This window comes from Viscerimonas tarda (genome assembly GCF_054601255.1).
The window spans coordinates 75,326-91,586 of sequence record NZ_BAAHWV010000010.1 but is presented as its reverse complement, the minus strand read 5'-3'; the positions used below and the strand labels follow the sequence as shown (position 1 = coordinate 91,586).

The following is a 16,261-nucleotide window of genomic DNA, read 5'->3' as shown; positions in this document are numbered from 1 at the left end:
TCAAGTATTAGAAGTTGGGTTTGGAAAACAGATTTTTGTTTTTCAGCGGATTGAAAAATAAAAATGCCTATCTTTGCAGACTGATTAACGAACAAGAAACAAGGTGAGGAGACTATTTGCATTTATTTTAAAGAGTTTGGGTTGGAAGGTGAGCGGAATAACCGAAATAACCGATTATCCCGACAAGTGCATATTGTGTGTAGCGCCTCATACCAGCAATTGGGACTTGATTTACGGCAAACTGGCCTATATTTCGGTGGGGAAAAAGGCGCATTTCCTGATGAAAAAAAGTTGGTTTTTCTTCCCCATGAACATCTTCTTCAGCGCTTTTGGCGGAATACCGGTGGACAGAAAAAAGAAAAATGCTCTGACAAACCAGTTATCCGAAGAATTTGCAAAGCGCGATACGTTTTACCTGGCCATAACGCCCGAAGGAACACGCAAAAAGACCGGTGAATGGAAAAAAGGATTTTACTACATCGCTTTGGCAGCCAAGGTTCCCATCATTATCATCGCTATGGATTATGTCGAAAAAGCGGTCTATCTCAAAAAAGTATTCTATCCGACCGGAGAGGTTGATAAGGATATAGAGGAAATTAAAGCTTACTACAAAGGCATTGCAGGACGGCATCCTGAAAAGTTTTCGACCTGACCGGCGGATAAAACTAAAGAATAATATAAAAAACACTACTCAATACCGAACATAAAAGGATAACTGTTTGTTAACTTTGTGTGTCAATATAGTCACTAATTTGAAATAGATATGAAATTGTTAAAACTATCAGTTTTTTTATTAGCAATACTTGCTTTAACTGCTCAGAGTTGTAAATCGGTAAAAAATGTGTCCGTTGTGCAACTGGATGGGAAATGGACATTGAAAACCTTCAACGGAAAAGATGTCGCCGAGTCGTTCAAAGGGGGGATTCCAACGCTGGAATTCAACATCACCGAAAAGCGTATATCGGGTTCGGGTGGTTGTAACAACTATTCGGGGGTTTTTATTTTGACAGAAAATGAATTTTCGGCGCCAAATGTAGTCTCCACCCAAAAGATGTGCTTTGCTCAAAATCAGGAAAGCGCTTTTTATCAGTTATTGGCCGAAGTGTCCACCCTATCGTTGAATGGCGAGAACCTGATTTTCACACAAAAAGGGAAACAGGTACTGGTATTTGTGAAGGAAAAAACTTTAAATCTGGCCGATTTAACCGGAGTTTCTTGGGTTCTACAATCCATAGAAGGCTCACCGGTTGACACTTACTTCAAAGGAACCAGCTTCCCCGGCATCGAGTTTGATGCAGCAAATAACAGCCTGAAAGGAAACGCCGGCTGCAACACCTACAATGCACCGTTTACACTTACCGGAAATACCTTGACGGTAAGCGCAGGAAGAACAACTCGCCGGGCTTGCGAAAACATGGAAGGCGAACAAAAATTTGTCGGAACAATTACAGGAGCAAGCAATATTGAATTGAATAACAACAACTTAGTATTGAAGAAAAACGGAGTAGAAGTACTGCGTTTTACGAAGAACAACTAATAGTTGAGTAGTCGCTCATTGTTTAAACGGGACTGTCTCATAAGTTTTTTGTCATTGCAGGCTCCGACCCGCAATGACACAGAGTTTTGGGACAGTTCCCTGCTAATTCAAAACATCGGTAACGCTTCCGCCACAATAAAATTGCTGCCACCGATGAAGATTAAATCATCCTTACCGGCATTTTTCAGGGCAGCATCTACGGCTTCTTTTACCGATGAGAATGCTTTTCCTTTCAGCAAACAGGTTCCGGCTTGTTTCTTCAGTTCGTTTTCGTCCAAGGCTCGCTCTATGGCTGCACGGCTGAAGTAGTAGGTCGCTTTTTGCGGTAAAAGCGGCAGAATTTGCGAAATATCCTTGTCGTTCACCATCCCTATTACAATGTGCAACTGCGAATAACTTTCCTCCTCCAGTTGCTTGACCACATATTCAATTCCGCCCGCATTGTGCCCCGTGTCGCAAATAACTTTCGGCACATCCTGCAATCTTTGCCAGCGGCCCGATAATCCGGTTAGCTCAATCACCTGGGCGAATCCGTCATACACAGCCCTCGCGGGAATGGCGTAGTGAAGCTTCGTTAAAGTCTCCACCGCTTTCAGCACGGTTGCCGCATTCTTTAGTTGATAATTGCCACCCAGTTCGCAGCAAAGAGCGGGGTATTCGAGTGTTTCAAGCAGCCAGTTTCCACCCTGTCTGGTACAGGACAAAATAGCGTTATCATCTTCCGCGAAAAAAATGGGAGCGCCTACAAGAGCGGCTTTTTCCTCAAAAACAGTACGGACAATACCTTCGGCCTCGCCAATAATCACCGGAATATCCTTTTTGATGATTCCGGCCTTTTCACCAGCAATTTGTGCTAATGTATTGCCCAAAAACCGGGTATGGTCGAAACTGATATTGGTAATAACCGACAAATCGGGCGTAATGATATTGGTGCTGTCCAAGCGTCCCCCCAATCCTACTTCTATAATACCAATATCCACCTTTTCATCGGCAAAATATTGGAAGGCCATCATCATCGTCAGCTCAAAAAAGGACGGGCTTATAGGCTCGAAATAGCTGCGGTGTTTCTCAACAAACTCAACGATGTAATCCCTGGATATTTTTTCTCCGTTCACCCGGATTCTCTCTCTGAAATCGACCAGATGAGGGGATGTATATAGGCCTGTTTTATAACCGGCTTTTTGCAAGATAGCTGCCAGAATATGCGAGGTAGAACCTTTGCCATTGGTGCCGGCAATATGTATTGTTTTGTATTTTTTATGCGGATGCCCCAGGTAGTCATCCAATAGCAAGCTATTATCCAATCCTTCTTTATACGCCTTTCCACCGATGTTTTGATACACAGGCAGTTGATTGTATAAATAATTTAGCGTCTCTTGATAATTCATATAATGTTCAAAGTTTCAAGTTCAAAGTTCAAAGCTTGTAGAGACGTGGCGTGCCACATCTGTATTTTATTGTCTGAAGTTGTCTTTGCGGGCTTGACCCGCAATCTCCTAACCGTGCCGATAATCCGTAGGGGCAGACCTATGTGTCTGCCCAATCGCCGACCCAATCACAGGGGCGTATCGAATACATCTAAAACACACAACCCGCCGAAGGCAGACACATAGGGTCTGCCCCTACGAACATCGCGCAATTCTCCATTCAAAGCAGCGGCGTGAGCAGCCGGAATAATGATTCCATAAAACGTTTTCGAGAGGGGCGGTTGAGCCATTCTTCGTAAAAAAGCTGTTCGGAATCCGACATGTCGGCTCTGAAAATCTCTTTGGCCTCCTTTGCCGCCATCCCGTCATAGATGAACGCATCTATCTCGAAATTGTGTTCAAAACTGCGAACATCCATATTGGCCGAACCTGTTATCACCAACGAATCGTCGATAACCATCAGCTTTGAGTGCAAGAACCCCGGCTTAAAGAAATAGACCTTTATTCTGGCATTCAACAGGCCTTTGATAAAAGACATGGAGGCAATATGCACAAAGGTGGTATCGGAATGTTCGGGTAGCATCAGCCGGACATCCACCCCGCTTTGGGCGGCTGTTTGCAAGGCCAGCAGCAAACTATCAGTCGGGATAAAATAGGGCGTTTGAATATAGATGCTTTTTTTTGCATTGGCTATGGCATGAAAAATCCCCTGGTGTATTTCTTTGAATTCGCCGGTAGGACCGCTTGTGGCAATCTGCATAATGGCGCTCCCGCAATCTTCCAGTTCGGGAAAATATTTTTGCGAGGCAATAAATTCTTTTCGGGCAGCATACCAGTCGGTAATAAAAGACGATTGAAGACCATGCACCGCTTTTCCCTCCAATTTGATGTGGCTATCCCGCCATACCCCGCCATTGGGTAAGCCCTTTACGTACCGGTCGGCAATATTCATTCCGCCCATAAAACCCACCTTTCCGTCAATGACTACCACCTTGCGGTGATTCCGGTAGTTAACCCTGCTGGTCAGCAAGGGGAAAACTACTTTAAGGAAAGGCGTAACCATAACGCCTGCTGCCTCCATTTGCCTAAAGAAGTTGTTTTTAGCTTTCCACGACCCAACATCATCGTACAAGAGGCGCACCTCTACACCTTCTTTTGCTTTTTCGACCAGTATATCGCGCAAGCGGCTACCGGTTTCATCGTCCATGTAGATGTAATATTGTATATGGATATGCTTTTTTGCCTTTTTAATCTCGCGGCACAAATCTTCAAATTTATCCTCGCCGTTGGAATAAAAACACAGCTTGTTTCCGCCATAGAGCGGAAATTCGCCTGATTCGTTCAATAACGAAATCAGCCGTTGGTATTCGTCGGGCGGATTCAAGGCCTCCAGCCGCTCGAGCGAACTTAGCGACTTCCGGTTCAGTTTCTTCTTCATCTTTCGGGAGATGAGGCGGTGTTTGCGGTTGTCTTCGCCAAAAAACCAGTAGATAATAAGCCCCAGAAGCGGAAGCAGCAGCAGAATTAATACCCACGAAATGGTTTTCAGGGGATTCCGGTTTTCGGATATAACAACAATTACCACCCCTATGGCCGTAAGGATATAAAGCAATTGAAAAATTAAATAGATATTATTCCCCGAAAACATAAGTCATTTGTTAACTATTCAGCCGCCATTCGGCTCCGTCTTTTCCATCTTTTATTTCAAAGCCGATAGCCGTCAGCTCGTTGCGGATTTTATCGGATGTAGCCCAGTCTTTGTTGGCTTTTGCTTGGGCGCGTATTTGCAGCAGCATGTCCACCGCCTTTGAAAAAGCCTCATACGAATTGTTATCGCCGCTTCGGGCTTCGTCCTTTATTCCCAGAATATCGAACAGAAAAATGTCGAAAACCGATTTTAGTTCCTCCGTATCTTCTTTTGTCAAGCTAATATTTCCGGCAATGGTCGAGTTGATGATGGTAGCCGCTTCAAACAGATGCGAAATGACGATTGCCGAATTCAGGTCATCGTTCATGGCCTCGTAGCACTTGCTGCGAATATCGCCGACATTGGCGCTTGAAGTAGCCGAAGCTTGGATTTTCCCAATTTTTGAATAAGCTTCGAGCAAGCGCGCCAATCCTTTTTCCGAAGCTTTCAGGGCTTCGTTGCTGAAATCGATGGTGCTGCGGTAATGCGCCTGAAGGATGAAGAAGCGGATTGTCATAGGCGAATAGGCCTGTTCGAGGGATTTGTGGCTACCGGCGAAAAACTCTTCAAGGGTGATGAAATTCCCCAGCGATTTACCCATTTTTTGTCCGTTGATGGTGATCATATTGTTGTGCATCCAGTATTTAACAGCCGGACGTCCTTCGGCGGCGGTGTTCTGGGCTATTTCGCATTCGTGATGCGGGAACAGCAAGTCCATGCCTCCCCCGTGTATATCGAATTCTTTTCCTAAATATTTGACGCCCATTGCCGAACATTCGATGTGCCAACCCGGAAAACCCTCGCTCCAGGGCGAAGGCCACTTCATAATGTGTTCGGGCGAAGCTTTTTTCCACAGGGCGAAGTCGATGCTGCGGCGTTTTTCTTCCTGCCCGTCAAGTTCGCGGGTGGTGTTCAGCAACTCTTCTATGTTGCGATGCGAAAGGATGCCGTAGCTGTATTTTTTGTTGTACTGCTCCACATCGAAATAGATTGAGCCATTGCTTTCGTAAGCATATCCATGCTCCAGTATTTTTTTCACCATGGCAATCTGCTCAATGATATGTCCCGAAGCGTGAGGCTCGATGCTGGGGGGCAAAACATTCAAGGCTTCCATCGCCTTGTGGTAGCGGAGCGTGTAGTATTGCACAATTTCCATGGGTTCCAACTGCTCGAGGCGTGCTTTTTTACCGATTTTGTCTTCGCCTTCGTCCGCATCGTTCTCCAAGTGTCCAACATCGGTTATGTTGCGCACATAGCGCACCTTGTAGCCAATGTGTTTGAGGTATCTGAAAAGCAGGTCGAATGTAATCGCCGGGCGGGTATGTCCTAAATGCGGGTCGCCATATACGGTGGGGCCACAAACATACATCCCTACATGAGGTGCATGCAGCGGTTCAAAAACTTCTTTTTCGCGTGTAAGCGTATTGTAAATCATTAATTTCTGCTCCATATCTTATTTACTGATGGCGAAAACTATTATTTTTAAATTGGAATTACAAAAATAAGAATAAATAAGTATTAACCAGGCAGCAGTTTTTATTATTTTTGCATCCATAGACACAATACTGATGCAATTATGGAATTTAGAACAAAAATAGAGCTGGAAAAGTCGAAATTGACCATCAACCACCAATCGAAATTGATGTTGTTTGGTTCGTGTTTTGCCTCTGCTGTCGGCAAGCTGTTGCAGGACAATAAATTCGATGTCAATGTAAATCCATTTGGTATGCTTTACAATCCGGCATCCATTGCCATGTCCCTGCACCGGATTCAGGACGGCAAGTTGTTTTCGGAGGACGAGCTTGTTTATCACAACGATCTGTTTCACAGCTTCTTTCATCACGGCGATTTTTCGGATGCCGATAAAGGCGCCTGCTTGGCCAAACTCAATGAATCTCTGAAAACAGCCTCCGAAGATTTGCATCACGCCGATACCCTTTTAATCACTTTCGGAACTTCCTATGTCTTCAAGCAGCGGGCATCGAACAGCATTGTATCGAACTGCCACAAGTTTCCGGCAACAGATTTCGAGCGTTACAGGTTGACGGTGAGCGACATAGTTGCCGATTGGTCGTCGCTTATCCAAAAGTTGAGAGAGGACAATCCCGCGCTGAATGTGTTGTTCACGGTAAGCCCCATCCGCCATTGGAAAGATGGAGCGCACGACAACCAGCTGAGTAAAGCCATTCTGCTGTTGGCAATAGACGAAATTCAAAAGCAGTTCGAGAATTGTTATTACTTTCCATCCTACGAGCTGGTTTTGGACGACCTTCGCGATTACCGTTTTTATGCCGAAGACATGGTGCATCCCAATGCCCTGGCGGAGGCTTATATATGGGAAGCTTTTGCCAAAGCTTTCTTCGACAGCGATACAGCGCAAGTCATAAAAGCATGGAGCAACCTAAAGCAGGCCATCAATCACCGTCCCTTCAACCCCGGAACAGCGGTGCATCAACAATTTTTAAGGCAAACTTTGTTAAAATTCAATTCTTTTCAACAGAAATACCCTTACTTTGAACTAGGAAATGAAAAAAAGTTTCTCGAAGATCAACTGATATTTAGCCAGGGAGATTACGGGTCAAGCCCGCAATGATATATTAATTCGTAAATTTAGAATGACAATTAAAGAAATCGCAAGCGTATTGGGGCTTGAAAATAAAGATTTCAAGGATGCATCCATCACCCATTTACTGACAGATAGCCGGAATTTGTTTTACCCGAAAGAAAGCCTGTTTTTTGCCCTCGAAACAAAGAACAATGACGGGCACAAATTTGTGAAGGAGCTGTATGGCTTTCAGGTGCGTAATTTTGTTGTCGAAAAAATACTCCCCGAATGGTCGGATTATACGGGCGCTAATTTTCTGCTGGTGGAAGATTCGCTTGCTGCTTTGCAAAAATTAGCGGCATACCACCGGCGTCTGTTCGATATTCCGGTGGTGGGAATAACCGGCAGCAACGGAAAAACCATTGTGAAGGAATGGATATACCAGTTGCTGCAATACCACTTCAATGTTACCCGTTCGCCCCGGAGCTACAATTCGCAAATAGGAGCGCCGCTCTCGGTTTGGCAGTTGGACGAGATTTCACAGATCGGACTGTTTGAGGCCGGTATATCCATGGAGGGGGAAATGGCGAAGCTCGAAAAAATAATTAGCCCGACCATCGGCGTTATTACAAATATAGGCGATGCACATCAGGAAAATTTTAAGACCCTGAAGCAAAAATGCCTCGAAAAACTGGAATTATTCACCAATTGCGAGGTGATTGTGTGTGAGGAAAGCGACAGTTTGATTGAGGAATGCATGACCGAGCTGCTCCTTTCGCAAAAAAGGCTTACCTGGTCGCGAAAGCACTCCGATACAAGCCCCTTGCAGATTATTAAGACGCAGAAACAGGCATCGTCCACGCTTATCCGGTATTCGTTTCTTCAGTTCGATTTTACGGTAGAAGCGCCTTTTATTGATGATGCTTCTATCGACAACATCACTGCGGCGTTGGCTGTGGCGTGCTATTTGCATGTGCCATTGGACGAGCTGCAAAAAATTGTGCCGACATTGGAACCTGTGGCCATGCGCCTGGAGGTGCGTTCGGGAAAATCGAACACGATTATAATCAACGATTCCTACAATTCCGATATTCATTCGCTAAAGATAGCGCTCGATTTTCTGATACAGCGCGCCGCCGCCGCCAACTTGAAAAAGACGCTTGTTGTGTCGGACATTTTGCAATCGGGCGTACAAGCAAAGGCCTTATACAACAGGGTATTGGACTTGGTTGTTCAGAAAAAGATAGAAAAAATAATAGGTATAGGAAAAGAAATTTCGCTTTACAGCTACCTGTTCGCCAAGATTGAGAGTTACTTTTATACCACAACCGACGACTTTATCAAATCGGGCATTTACAACGACTTCCAGAACGAGATTATTTTGCTGAAAGGCTCCCGCAATTTCAGGTTTGAACGGATTAACGCTTTGTTGGAAAGGAGAACCCACGAAACCGTTCTGGATGTGAATCTGGACGCCATCAGCCATAACTTTAATTTTTACAGGTCGAAGTTGAAGCCCGAAACCAAACTAGTTTGTATGGTGAAAGCCGACGGTTACGGCTCGGGAGCTGCCGAAATAGCAAAAACCTTGCAGTACCACAAGTGCGATTATCTGGCCGTAGCTATTGCCGAAGAAGGCGTATTATTGCGGAAAAAAGGGATAAAACTGCCGATAATTGTTCTCAATCCCGAGGTCAACGGATTCGACGATTTGTTTAGCAACAAGCTCGAACCGGAGGTCTATAATTTCAGGATACTCGACGCGTTTATCCGCGAGGCCAAAAAACGCGGAATAACCAATTACCCGATACATCTGAAGATAGATACGGGTATGCACCGACTGGGATTTGACGAAAATGACCTCGAAAAACTGAATAGCATACTGTCGGCACAGAAAGGCTTACGGGTGTCTTCGGTGTTTTCGCACCTTGCGGCAAGCGAAAGTTGGAATTTCGATGACTTTACGCACGAGCAAATAAGCAAGTTCAAGTACATCACCAAGGAAATAGAAACCGGATGCGGCTATCCTGTTCTGCGCCATATTCTTAACTCGGCAGGCATCGAGCGTTTCCCCGATGAGCAATTGGATATGGTACGTCTGGGCATTGGACTATACGGTATCAGCGCCAGCGGCTTGGATGGCTTGCAGAATGTATGCACGCTGAAAACAACTATTTTACAGCTGAAAAATATATCGAAAGACGAAACTATCGGTTATGGACGAAAAGGGACATTGGACCATGACGCAACAATTGCCACCATCCGCATCGGTTATGCCGATGGCTTGAGCCGCCGCTTGGGGAATGGAGTTGGCAAGGTGTTGGTCAATGGCCAATTAGCGCCGTTCGTGGGCAATATTTGTATGGATTTGAGCATGATAGATGTAACCGGCATTGAGATAAAAGAAGGCGATCCGGTCATTATCTTCGGCGAGAACCCCAATCTGATTGATTTGGCCGACAGGATGCAAACCATACCTTACGAAATTCTTACATCCATTTCGTCCCGCGTTAAACGTATTTACTTTAAGGAGTGAACTATTAGCTTTGATGTTTGTTGAATATATTTTACAAACAAATAGCAAAAAAAGATTAGGTCAAACGCATGAAAATTTTTACTGCTTATACCTTTCGGTAAAGTTGCTGATATGAGCAGGAGATTCCTCCCTTTGGTCGGAATGACTGTCTCCTTTTTGGGAGAGGGGATGAGGAAGCGGCGGCGAAGCCGCCGCTTCCTCATCCCTTAAACCGCTAACAGGCGAGTCATTCCGACCAAAGGGAGGAATCTCATTCGTAACAGTAGTACTAAATTTTTCATGCGTTTACCCTAAAAAAAAGATGCTGCAACCCGAATAAAATGAGATATATTTTTATCTTTGCGTAATTACTTGGTTACACAACATCTTTCTGCTTTTTACAAATGGAGATTTATGAAAAGGAAATGCATCGGTTTAATTTTATTGCTTGGCTGTTTTGCACCGGTTGTTTCGGCTCAAAAACGCTTGAGCATTGAGGATTGCCGCAAGTTGGCGATTGAAAACAACAAAAACCTGAAAGTAGCCTCCGAGCAGGAACGTACTGCCTATTATCAGAAAAAGGAAGCATTGACCAAATACTTTCCCGAACTGTCTTTTCAGGGAGCTTATTTGCACAATGGCCGAAACCTGAATTTGTTACCGTCTTCGGTAACAATGCCGCAGCTGCCGCCTATCCCGGGCATCCAATGGCCGATACCTCCCGGAACAGAAATCCCGCTGCCCGATAATATTAAGAATTTAGGGAAAATAGAGATACAAGATATATGGGTCGGCGGTTTTAGCCTGATGCAACCCGTATTTATGGGTGGAAAAATTATTGCCTACAACGATATACAAAAATACGCCGAAGAACTTGCCAAATCTCAAAAAGATACCTATCTGGCCGATTTAATCGTAGAAACTGACAATGCTTACTGGCAAATTGTGTCGCTCTCGAACAAGGAAAAGCTGGCCAGGTCGTATGTCGATTTGTTGAAAAAGATGGAGCAGGATGTTATTACCATGCAGGAAGAAGGCGTTGCCACCAAAGCAGATGTGCTGACAGTGAGCGTGAAGCTGAATGAAGGGCAAATGAACCTGACAAAGGTAGAGAATGGGCTGAGCCTGAGCAAAATGCTTCTCTGCCAAGTCTGCGGTTTGGCAATATCGGAAAATATTGTTCTCGAAGATGAAAATATAGAAAACCTCGGCGAAGCGGAAGTTGAAGCCACCATGCCCAATATTTCGGAGGCGCTTGCCAACAGAGGCGAAATAAAGAGCCTGGACTTGGTTACCAAAATATACAAAAAGCAAGAAAAAATAGCCTTGTCCGAATTTTTGCCGCAAGTAGCCCTCACCGCCAATTACTTGTGGACAAACCCCAACCTCTTCAATGGTCTTGAAAAGAAATTTGATGGGATGTGGAATGTGGGGGTCGTGCTAAAAGCGCCCTTGAATTTTGTGTCCGGTTCGGCAAAGCTGAATGCGGCCAAATCGCAAACGCGCATCAAGCAATACGAATTGGAAGAGGCCAAAGAAAAAATTGAATTGCAGGTCAATCAGTCGGCTTATAAATTGAACGAAGCCGGTAAAAAGCTGGAGATGAGCGAAGAGAACAGGAAGAAGGCGGATGAAAACCTCCGGTATGCCAATGTGGGATTTGAAGAAGGCGTCATTTCATCGTCCGATGTGCTGGCCGCCCAAACAGCCTGGATGTCGGCTCATTCGGAATTTATTGATGCTCAAATCGACCTGAAGTTGTGTAAGATTTATTTGAATAAAGTATTAGGAAAACAGCCCCTCCAAACCTCCCCTGCCTCTATCCCCCTACGGGTACTTTCTCCAAAAGGAGAAAGGAAAAGGTAAAAGCTTTGGGAGGCTTTTGAATCCCTCCTACGGGGGGGGCTAATACGTCTCTACACAGAACTTTGAACTTAAAACTTTGAACATAATATGGATACCTCAACTAAAAAAACAGGCTCTAAACTTATTCCTATCGTGGGATTTGTTGTTGTTATTGTGGCAGTCGGACTTTACGGCTTTCTATTCCTCAACCAGAAGGATAATATTATTCAGGGAGAGGCCGAGGTAACGGAAATCCGAATTTCGAGTAAAGTTCCCGGACGTGTTTCGCGGTACTTGGTTGCTGAAGGCGACTTGGTGAAGAAAGGCGATACGCTTGCCATCCTGAGCGCACCCGATGTGGTGGCCAAATTGTCGCAGGCCACTGCCGCCGAACAGGGAGCAGCCGCCCAAAACGAAAAGGCGATAAAAGGGGCGCGGAAAGAGCAAATACAAGGCGCCTACGAAATGTGGCAAAAATCCAAAGCCGGTCTCGAGATAGCAAAGAAATCCTTCGACCGGATACAGAACCTGTATGACAAAGGCGTAACTACCGCCCAAAAACGCGACGAAGCCGAAGCAAATTACAAGGCCTCAATCGCCACCGAAAAAGCGGCTAAATCGCAATACGATATGGCTGTGAATGGCGCCGAAAAGGAAGACAAACTGGCGGCAAACGCCTTGTTGCAAAGAGCAAAAGGCGCTGTGGCGGAAGTAGATTCGTACATTGACGAAACTTTTTTGATTTCCCCTGTCGATGGCGAGGTCTCCGAGATATTTCCGCACGAAGGCGAATTGGTGGGATCGGGTGCGCCTGTACTGAATGTAATGACATACTACGATAAATGGGGCGCTTTTAATGTGCGTGAAGACTTGCTGGTTCAGTTTAAGATGGGCGAAATCGTTCGGGTGTATGTTCCGGCGCTGGACAAGGAAGTGGATATGAAAGTCTATTACCTGAAAGATTTAGGTTCGTACGCGGCCTGGAAAGCGACTAAAACCACAGGCAGTTACGACCGGAAGACCTTTGAAGTGCGTGCGCGTTTTGTACAGGACGCGCACGATGTAATACCGGGTATGTCATTGATTATTAAACACAATTAATGAAATCCGATACCGGCATATATGTAATATTTTGCAGGGAGTGGCGGCGTATAATCACTTCCAAGATATGCATCTGGGGAATACTGGTTGTTCCCCTATTGTCTATGGCGGTTTTTGTTTATATGATGAGCGAAGGATTGCCATCTAAAATTCCTATTGCGGTTGTCGATATGGATAATACGGTTACATCGCGCTCCCTAATCCGGCAATTGGATGCATTCCCCAAAACAACGGTTAAATTTAAAAGCCTTTCTTTCAGGGAAGCGCGCATGAGAATGGAGCGAGCGGAGGTTTTTGCCGTGCTGACTATTCCCCACGGATTTTCGCAAAAAGCCGTATCCGGCGAACGCCCGAAACTGGTGTTTTATACCAACAATGCCTTTCTTATATCCGGCTCATTGCTTTTTCAAGACCTCCGAACTATCTCGGTATTGGCTTCCGCATCCGTTGGACTAAAGATCGCTGAAGCTAAAGGTTACAGCAAAAAGCAGATTATGCCTGTGCTCCAACCCATATCCGTAGAGTCTCATCCCATCGGAAACCCCTGGCTGAGTTACTCGGTCTATCTGAACAATACGATATTGCCCGGCATATTAAACCTGATGATCATGGTATTTACCATTTCGTGTTTCGGCTCGGAAGTGAAATCGGGGACAGCCAGAAAATTGATGGAGATGGGGAACGGGTCGATAATAAAAGTGGTGACAGGTAAATTATTACCCTACACAATACTGTTTTTTATCGTTGCCCTGCTGTATATGTCGGTTCTCTACTATTACAATAAATTCCCGATGAATTCGGGTTTTTTGCCTATGTGCCTCAATTATTTGTGTTTGATAATAGCGGCACAGGGAATGGGACTTATATTGCTGGGCGTTTTTGCCAACTACCGTTCAGCCTTGAGCATATCCAGTTTGTGGGGAATGATAACTTTTTCTATTTCAGGCTTCTCGTTTCCATCTTTGGCGATGAGTCCCTCTTTGCTGGCTTTAGGTTATTTATTTCCGCTCCGGTACTTTTTTCTGGTCTATGTCGATCAGGCGCTGAATGGATTGGAGATGGGCTATTCGGCCTGTTATTATGCGGCCATGCTGACGTTTATGGCTGTTGCATGTTTGTTTTTCCTCCGAATAAAGAAGTTTTTACTAGCCAATGTATATGAAGAATGAAAAGAGCCATTGTTGACATATATCACGTATGCATGAACGAATTTAAGTTCGTTTTCAGGGATAAAGTGGTCATATTTATCTTCTTTCTGGTACCTTTAGCATACCCCTTGTTGTATGGATTTATCTACAACAATGAGGTTGTTCGCGATGCAAAGATGGTTGTTGTGGACGATTCCCATTCTTCGCTCGGGCGCGAATTTATTCGCAAAACCGATGCATCTCCCAATGTGGAGATTGTGAGGATGGTCTCGAATATGGAAGAAGCAAGGGAAGCCCTCAGACGGAAAGAAGCATTCGGCATTTTGTACATTCCTTCCGATTTTTCGCGCAATATCAATACCATGCAACAGACGCAGGTAATGGTTTATTCCGATATGAGCAGCCTGTTGTTCTACAAATCGTTTTTATTAACGGCCGCAGAAGTGTCTTTGAATATGGGCGCCGATATACGCGTCCAGGAACTGGGATTCGGCACACGGGCGCAGGATGCCGTTACCATGCAAATAATTGATTATGAATGGGTCGCGCTATATAATACCCCCAATGGATTTGCCAGCTTTTTGGTGCCAGCCATCCTTATTCTGGTACTGCAACAAACATTGATGCTGGGCATTGGCACAATAGTGGGGACGCATAACGATAAAAAGCGATTCTCGGTAGCTTCTTCCGGTAAAATGGGGAAAACCATTTCGTCTCTGCACTTAACAATCGGAAAAGCAATCTGTTACAGCTCGCTTTACTTGCTTATCGCGGTTTGGGTTCTGAGGGTCGTCCCTTACTTGTTTGAGCTGCCCCAGATAGGGAATCCATTGACTATTCTGGCGTTTTTGGCGCCATTTCTCTTAGCCGCTACTTTTTTTTCCATGACTTTGTCATACTTTGTTTCACAACGCGAGTTTGTGATTATACTTTTTGTGTTTACGAGCCTTATATTCCTGTTCATTTCGGGTATATCGTGGCCATGGACAGCTATACCTGCTCCTTTACAGGCCATAGGATATATTATACCTTCTACTCCGGCTATTCATGCCTTTGTTAAGGTGAATACGATGGGCGCTACCCTGGCCGATATACAGGTCGAGTTTATTGCGTTGTGGATACAGGCTTTTGTATATTGTATGCTGGCAACAGGCATGTACAAATGGTGGATTGCCAATTATGACCCTTTATACAAAGGCCAATTGAAAAAAGGAACGACTTCTTCGGAAATAAGAAATCAACATTGAAACAATGAAAAAGTCCGGTTTATTACTGCTGTTATTTCTCCATTTTATAGCCATTTCATCGCAAAATCGAGATGTGGCAGCGCTAAAAGTCGGCGCCGACCGCCTGGAGGTTCTGTTACCTTTGCTGAAAGACAAAAAAGTAGCTCTTGTTATCAACCAGACAAGCTGTTTGAGCAACGGCGTACATTTGTTGGATACCCTTTGGGCAAATGGGGTAAGCATCACCCGGATTTTTGCTCCCGAACATGGTTTCAGGGGAGATGCCGGCGCCGGGGAAACTATTGTTGACGGAAAAGACCGGGAAACGGGGATCAGCATATTATCGTTGTACGGCAATAATAAAAAGCCGGCCAGGAGCCAGTTATCGGATGTGGATGTCGTTGTGTTCGACATACAAGATGTAGGAGCACGCTTCTATACCTACATCAGCACGATGCACTACGTGATGGAAGCTTGTGCCGAAAACGGGAAAGAATGCATCGTCCTCGACCGCCCCAATCCCAATGATTATATCGATGGTCCGGTACTTGATCCCCAATATAAGTCGTTTGTGGGTATGCATCCCATTCCGGCGCTTCATGGCCTGACCGTTGGCGAACTGGCACAAATGATTAATGGCGAGAAGTGGTTGAAAAATAGAGTAACATGCCGGTTAACGGTTATATCCGTAACAGGGTGGACTCACGGGAAGTCATTTTATCCCCCCATCAAGCCCTCTCCAAACCTTCCGACTGACCAGTCAGTAATGCTCTATCCCTCCCTGTGTTTCTTTGAAGCAACGACTATAAGCATAGGACGAGGCACCCATTTTCCTTTTCAGGTCATCGGTTTTCCGAATCCGAAGTTCGGTTCATTCACATTCACGCCGGAGTCTTTGCCCGGATTCGATAGAAATCCCTTGCAAAAAGGTAAATTATGCTATGGAATTGATTTGAGGGAAGCAAAAGTTGAAAGAGGCCTCAGTCTAAAGTACCTGATTGATTTCTATAAAAAAGCAGGGAGAACCCCCTCCTTTTTCAAATCGCCCGATTTTATGGATAAACTGGCCGGAACAAACAAGTTGAGAGAACAGATTATTAAAGGAATGGATGAGAAAACTATTCGCGCAACTTGGAAAAAAGACTTGAATAACTATAAAACAATGAGAAAAAAGTATTTATTATACCCTGATAACGTTAGCGAATAGTATCTTTGTATAAAAATCAGACC

The 16,261-nt window shown here is 44.9% G+C and carries 12 protein-coding genes; 9 read left to right on the top strand and 3 right to left on the bottom strand.

Annotated elements, in window-relative coordinates:
- Positions 1–103: 103 nt before the first annotated feature.
- Entirely contained in the window at positions 104–652 is a 549-nt protein-coding gene (locus ACYPWY_RS06245; protein WP_459684577.1) for a 1-acyl-sn-glycerol-3-phosphate acyltransferase, read from the top strand.
- A 111-nt stretch (positions 653–763) separates the two neighbouring features.
- The gene (locus ACYPWY_RS06240) at positions 764–1,537 is read left to right on the top strand and encodes an META domain-containing protein (RefSeq protein ID WP_459684576.1); all 774 of its coding nucleotides are present in this window, start codon (positions 764–766) and stop codon (positions 1,535–1,537) included.
- Between the two features lie 107 nt (positions 1,538–1,644).
- Here the strand turns inward: ACYPWY_RS06240 and ACYPWY_RS06235 are convergent, their stop codons facing one another.
- From ACYPWY_RS06235 to cysS, 3 genes are all read right to left on the bottom strand, one after another.
- Positions 1,645–2,925: a bifunctional folylpolyglutamate synthase/dihydrofolate synthase gene (locus tag ACYPWY_RS06235; RefSeq protein ID WP_459684575.1), complete on the bottom strand. Its 1,281-nt coding sequence runs from the start codon at positions 2,923–2,925 to the stop codon at positions 1,645–1,647.
- Between the two features lie 259 nt (positions 2,926–3,184).
- On the bottom strand, positions 3,185–4,612 hold the full coding sequence (gene cls / locus ACYPWY_RS06230; protein WP_459684574.1) for a cardiolipin synthase: 1,428 nt from the start codon (positions 4,610–4,612) through the stop codon (positions 3,185–3,187).
- 10 nt (positions 4,613–4,622) lie between these two features.
- On the bottom strand, positions 4,623–6,101 hold the full coding sequence (gene cysS, locus ACYPWY_RS06225; RefSeq protein ID WP_459684573.1) for a cysteine--tRNA ligase: 1,479 nt from the start codon (positions 6,099–6,101) through the stop codon (positions 4,623–4,625).
- A gap of 126 nt (positions 6,102–6,227) precedes the next feature.
- On the opposite strand from cysS, the gene ACYPWY_RS06220 reads away from it, so the two are divergent.
- The 7 genes from ACYPWY_RS06220 to ACYPWY_RS06190 all read left to right on the top strand — a co-directional run bounded on the left by ACYPWY_RS06220 (position 6,228) and on the right by ACYPWY_RS06190 (position 16,238).
- The gene (locus ACYPWY_RS06220; RefSeq protein ID WP_459684572.1) at positions 6,228–7,244 is read left to right on the top strand and encodes a GSCFA domain-containing protein; all 1,017 of its coding nucleotides are present in this window, start codon (positions 6,228–6,230) and stop codon (positions 7,242–7,244) included.
- A 22-nt stretch (positions 7,245–7,266) separates the two neighbouring features.
- Positions 7,267–9,732 (top strand): bifunctional UDP-N-acetylmuramoyl-tripeptide:D-alanyl-D-alanine ligase/alanine racemase, encoded by a 2,466-nt coding sequence (locus ACYPWY_RS06215; RefSeq protein WP_459684571.1) that lies wholly within the window; start codon positions 7,267–7,269, stop codon positions 9,730–9,732.
- Between the two features lie 393 nt (positions 9,733–10,125).
- Positions 10,126–11,577 carry a TolC family protein gene (locus ACYPWY_RS06210; RefSeq protein WP_459684570.1) on the top strand — a complete coding sequence of 484 codons (1,452 nt, stop codon included), beginning with the start codon at positions 10,126–10,128 and terminating at the stop codon, positions 11,575–11,577.
- 87 nt (positions 11,578–11,664) lie between these two features.
- A complete protein-coding gene (locus tag ACYPWY_RS06205; protein ID WP_459684569.1) occupies positions 11,665–12,657 on the top strand; it encodes an HlyD family secretion protein in 993 nt (330 codons plus the stop codon).
- Entirely contained in the window at positions 12,657–13,826 is a 1,170-nt protein-coding gene (locus ACYPWY_RS06200; protein ID WP_459684568.1) for an ABC transporter permease, read from the top strand. Before ACYPWY_RS06205 ends, ACYPWY_RS06200 begins: the two co-directional genes overlap by 1 nt.
- Positions 13,823–15,052, top strand: a complete 1,230-nt coding sequence (locus ACYPWY_RS06195) for an ABC transporter permease (protein ID WP_459684567.1) — start codon at positions 13,823–13,825, stop codon at positions 15,050–15,052. Before ACYPWY_RS06200 ends, ACYPWY_RS06195 begins: the two co-directional genes overlap by 4 nt.
- 4 nt (positions 15,053–15,056) lie before the next feature.
- Positions 15,057–16,238 carry an exo-beta-N-acetylmuramidase NamZ family protein gene (locus ACYPWY_RS06190; RefSeq protein ID WP_459684566.1) on the top strand — a complete coding sequence of 394 codons (1,182 nt, stop codon included), beginning with the start codon at positions 15,057–15,059 and terminating at the stop codon, positions 16,236–16,238.
- Positions 16,239–16,261: the final 23 nt, after the last annotated feature.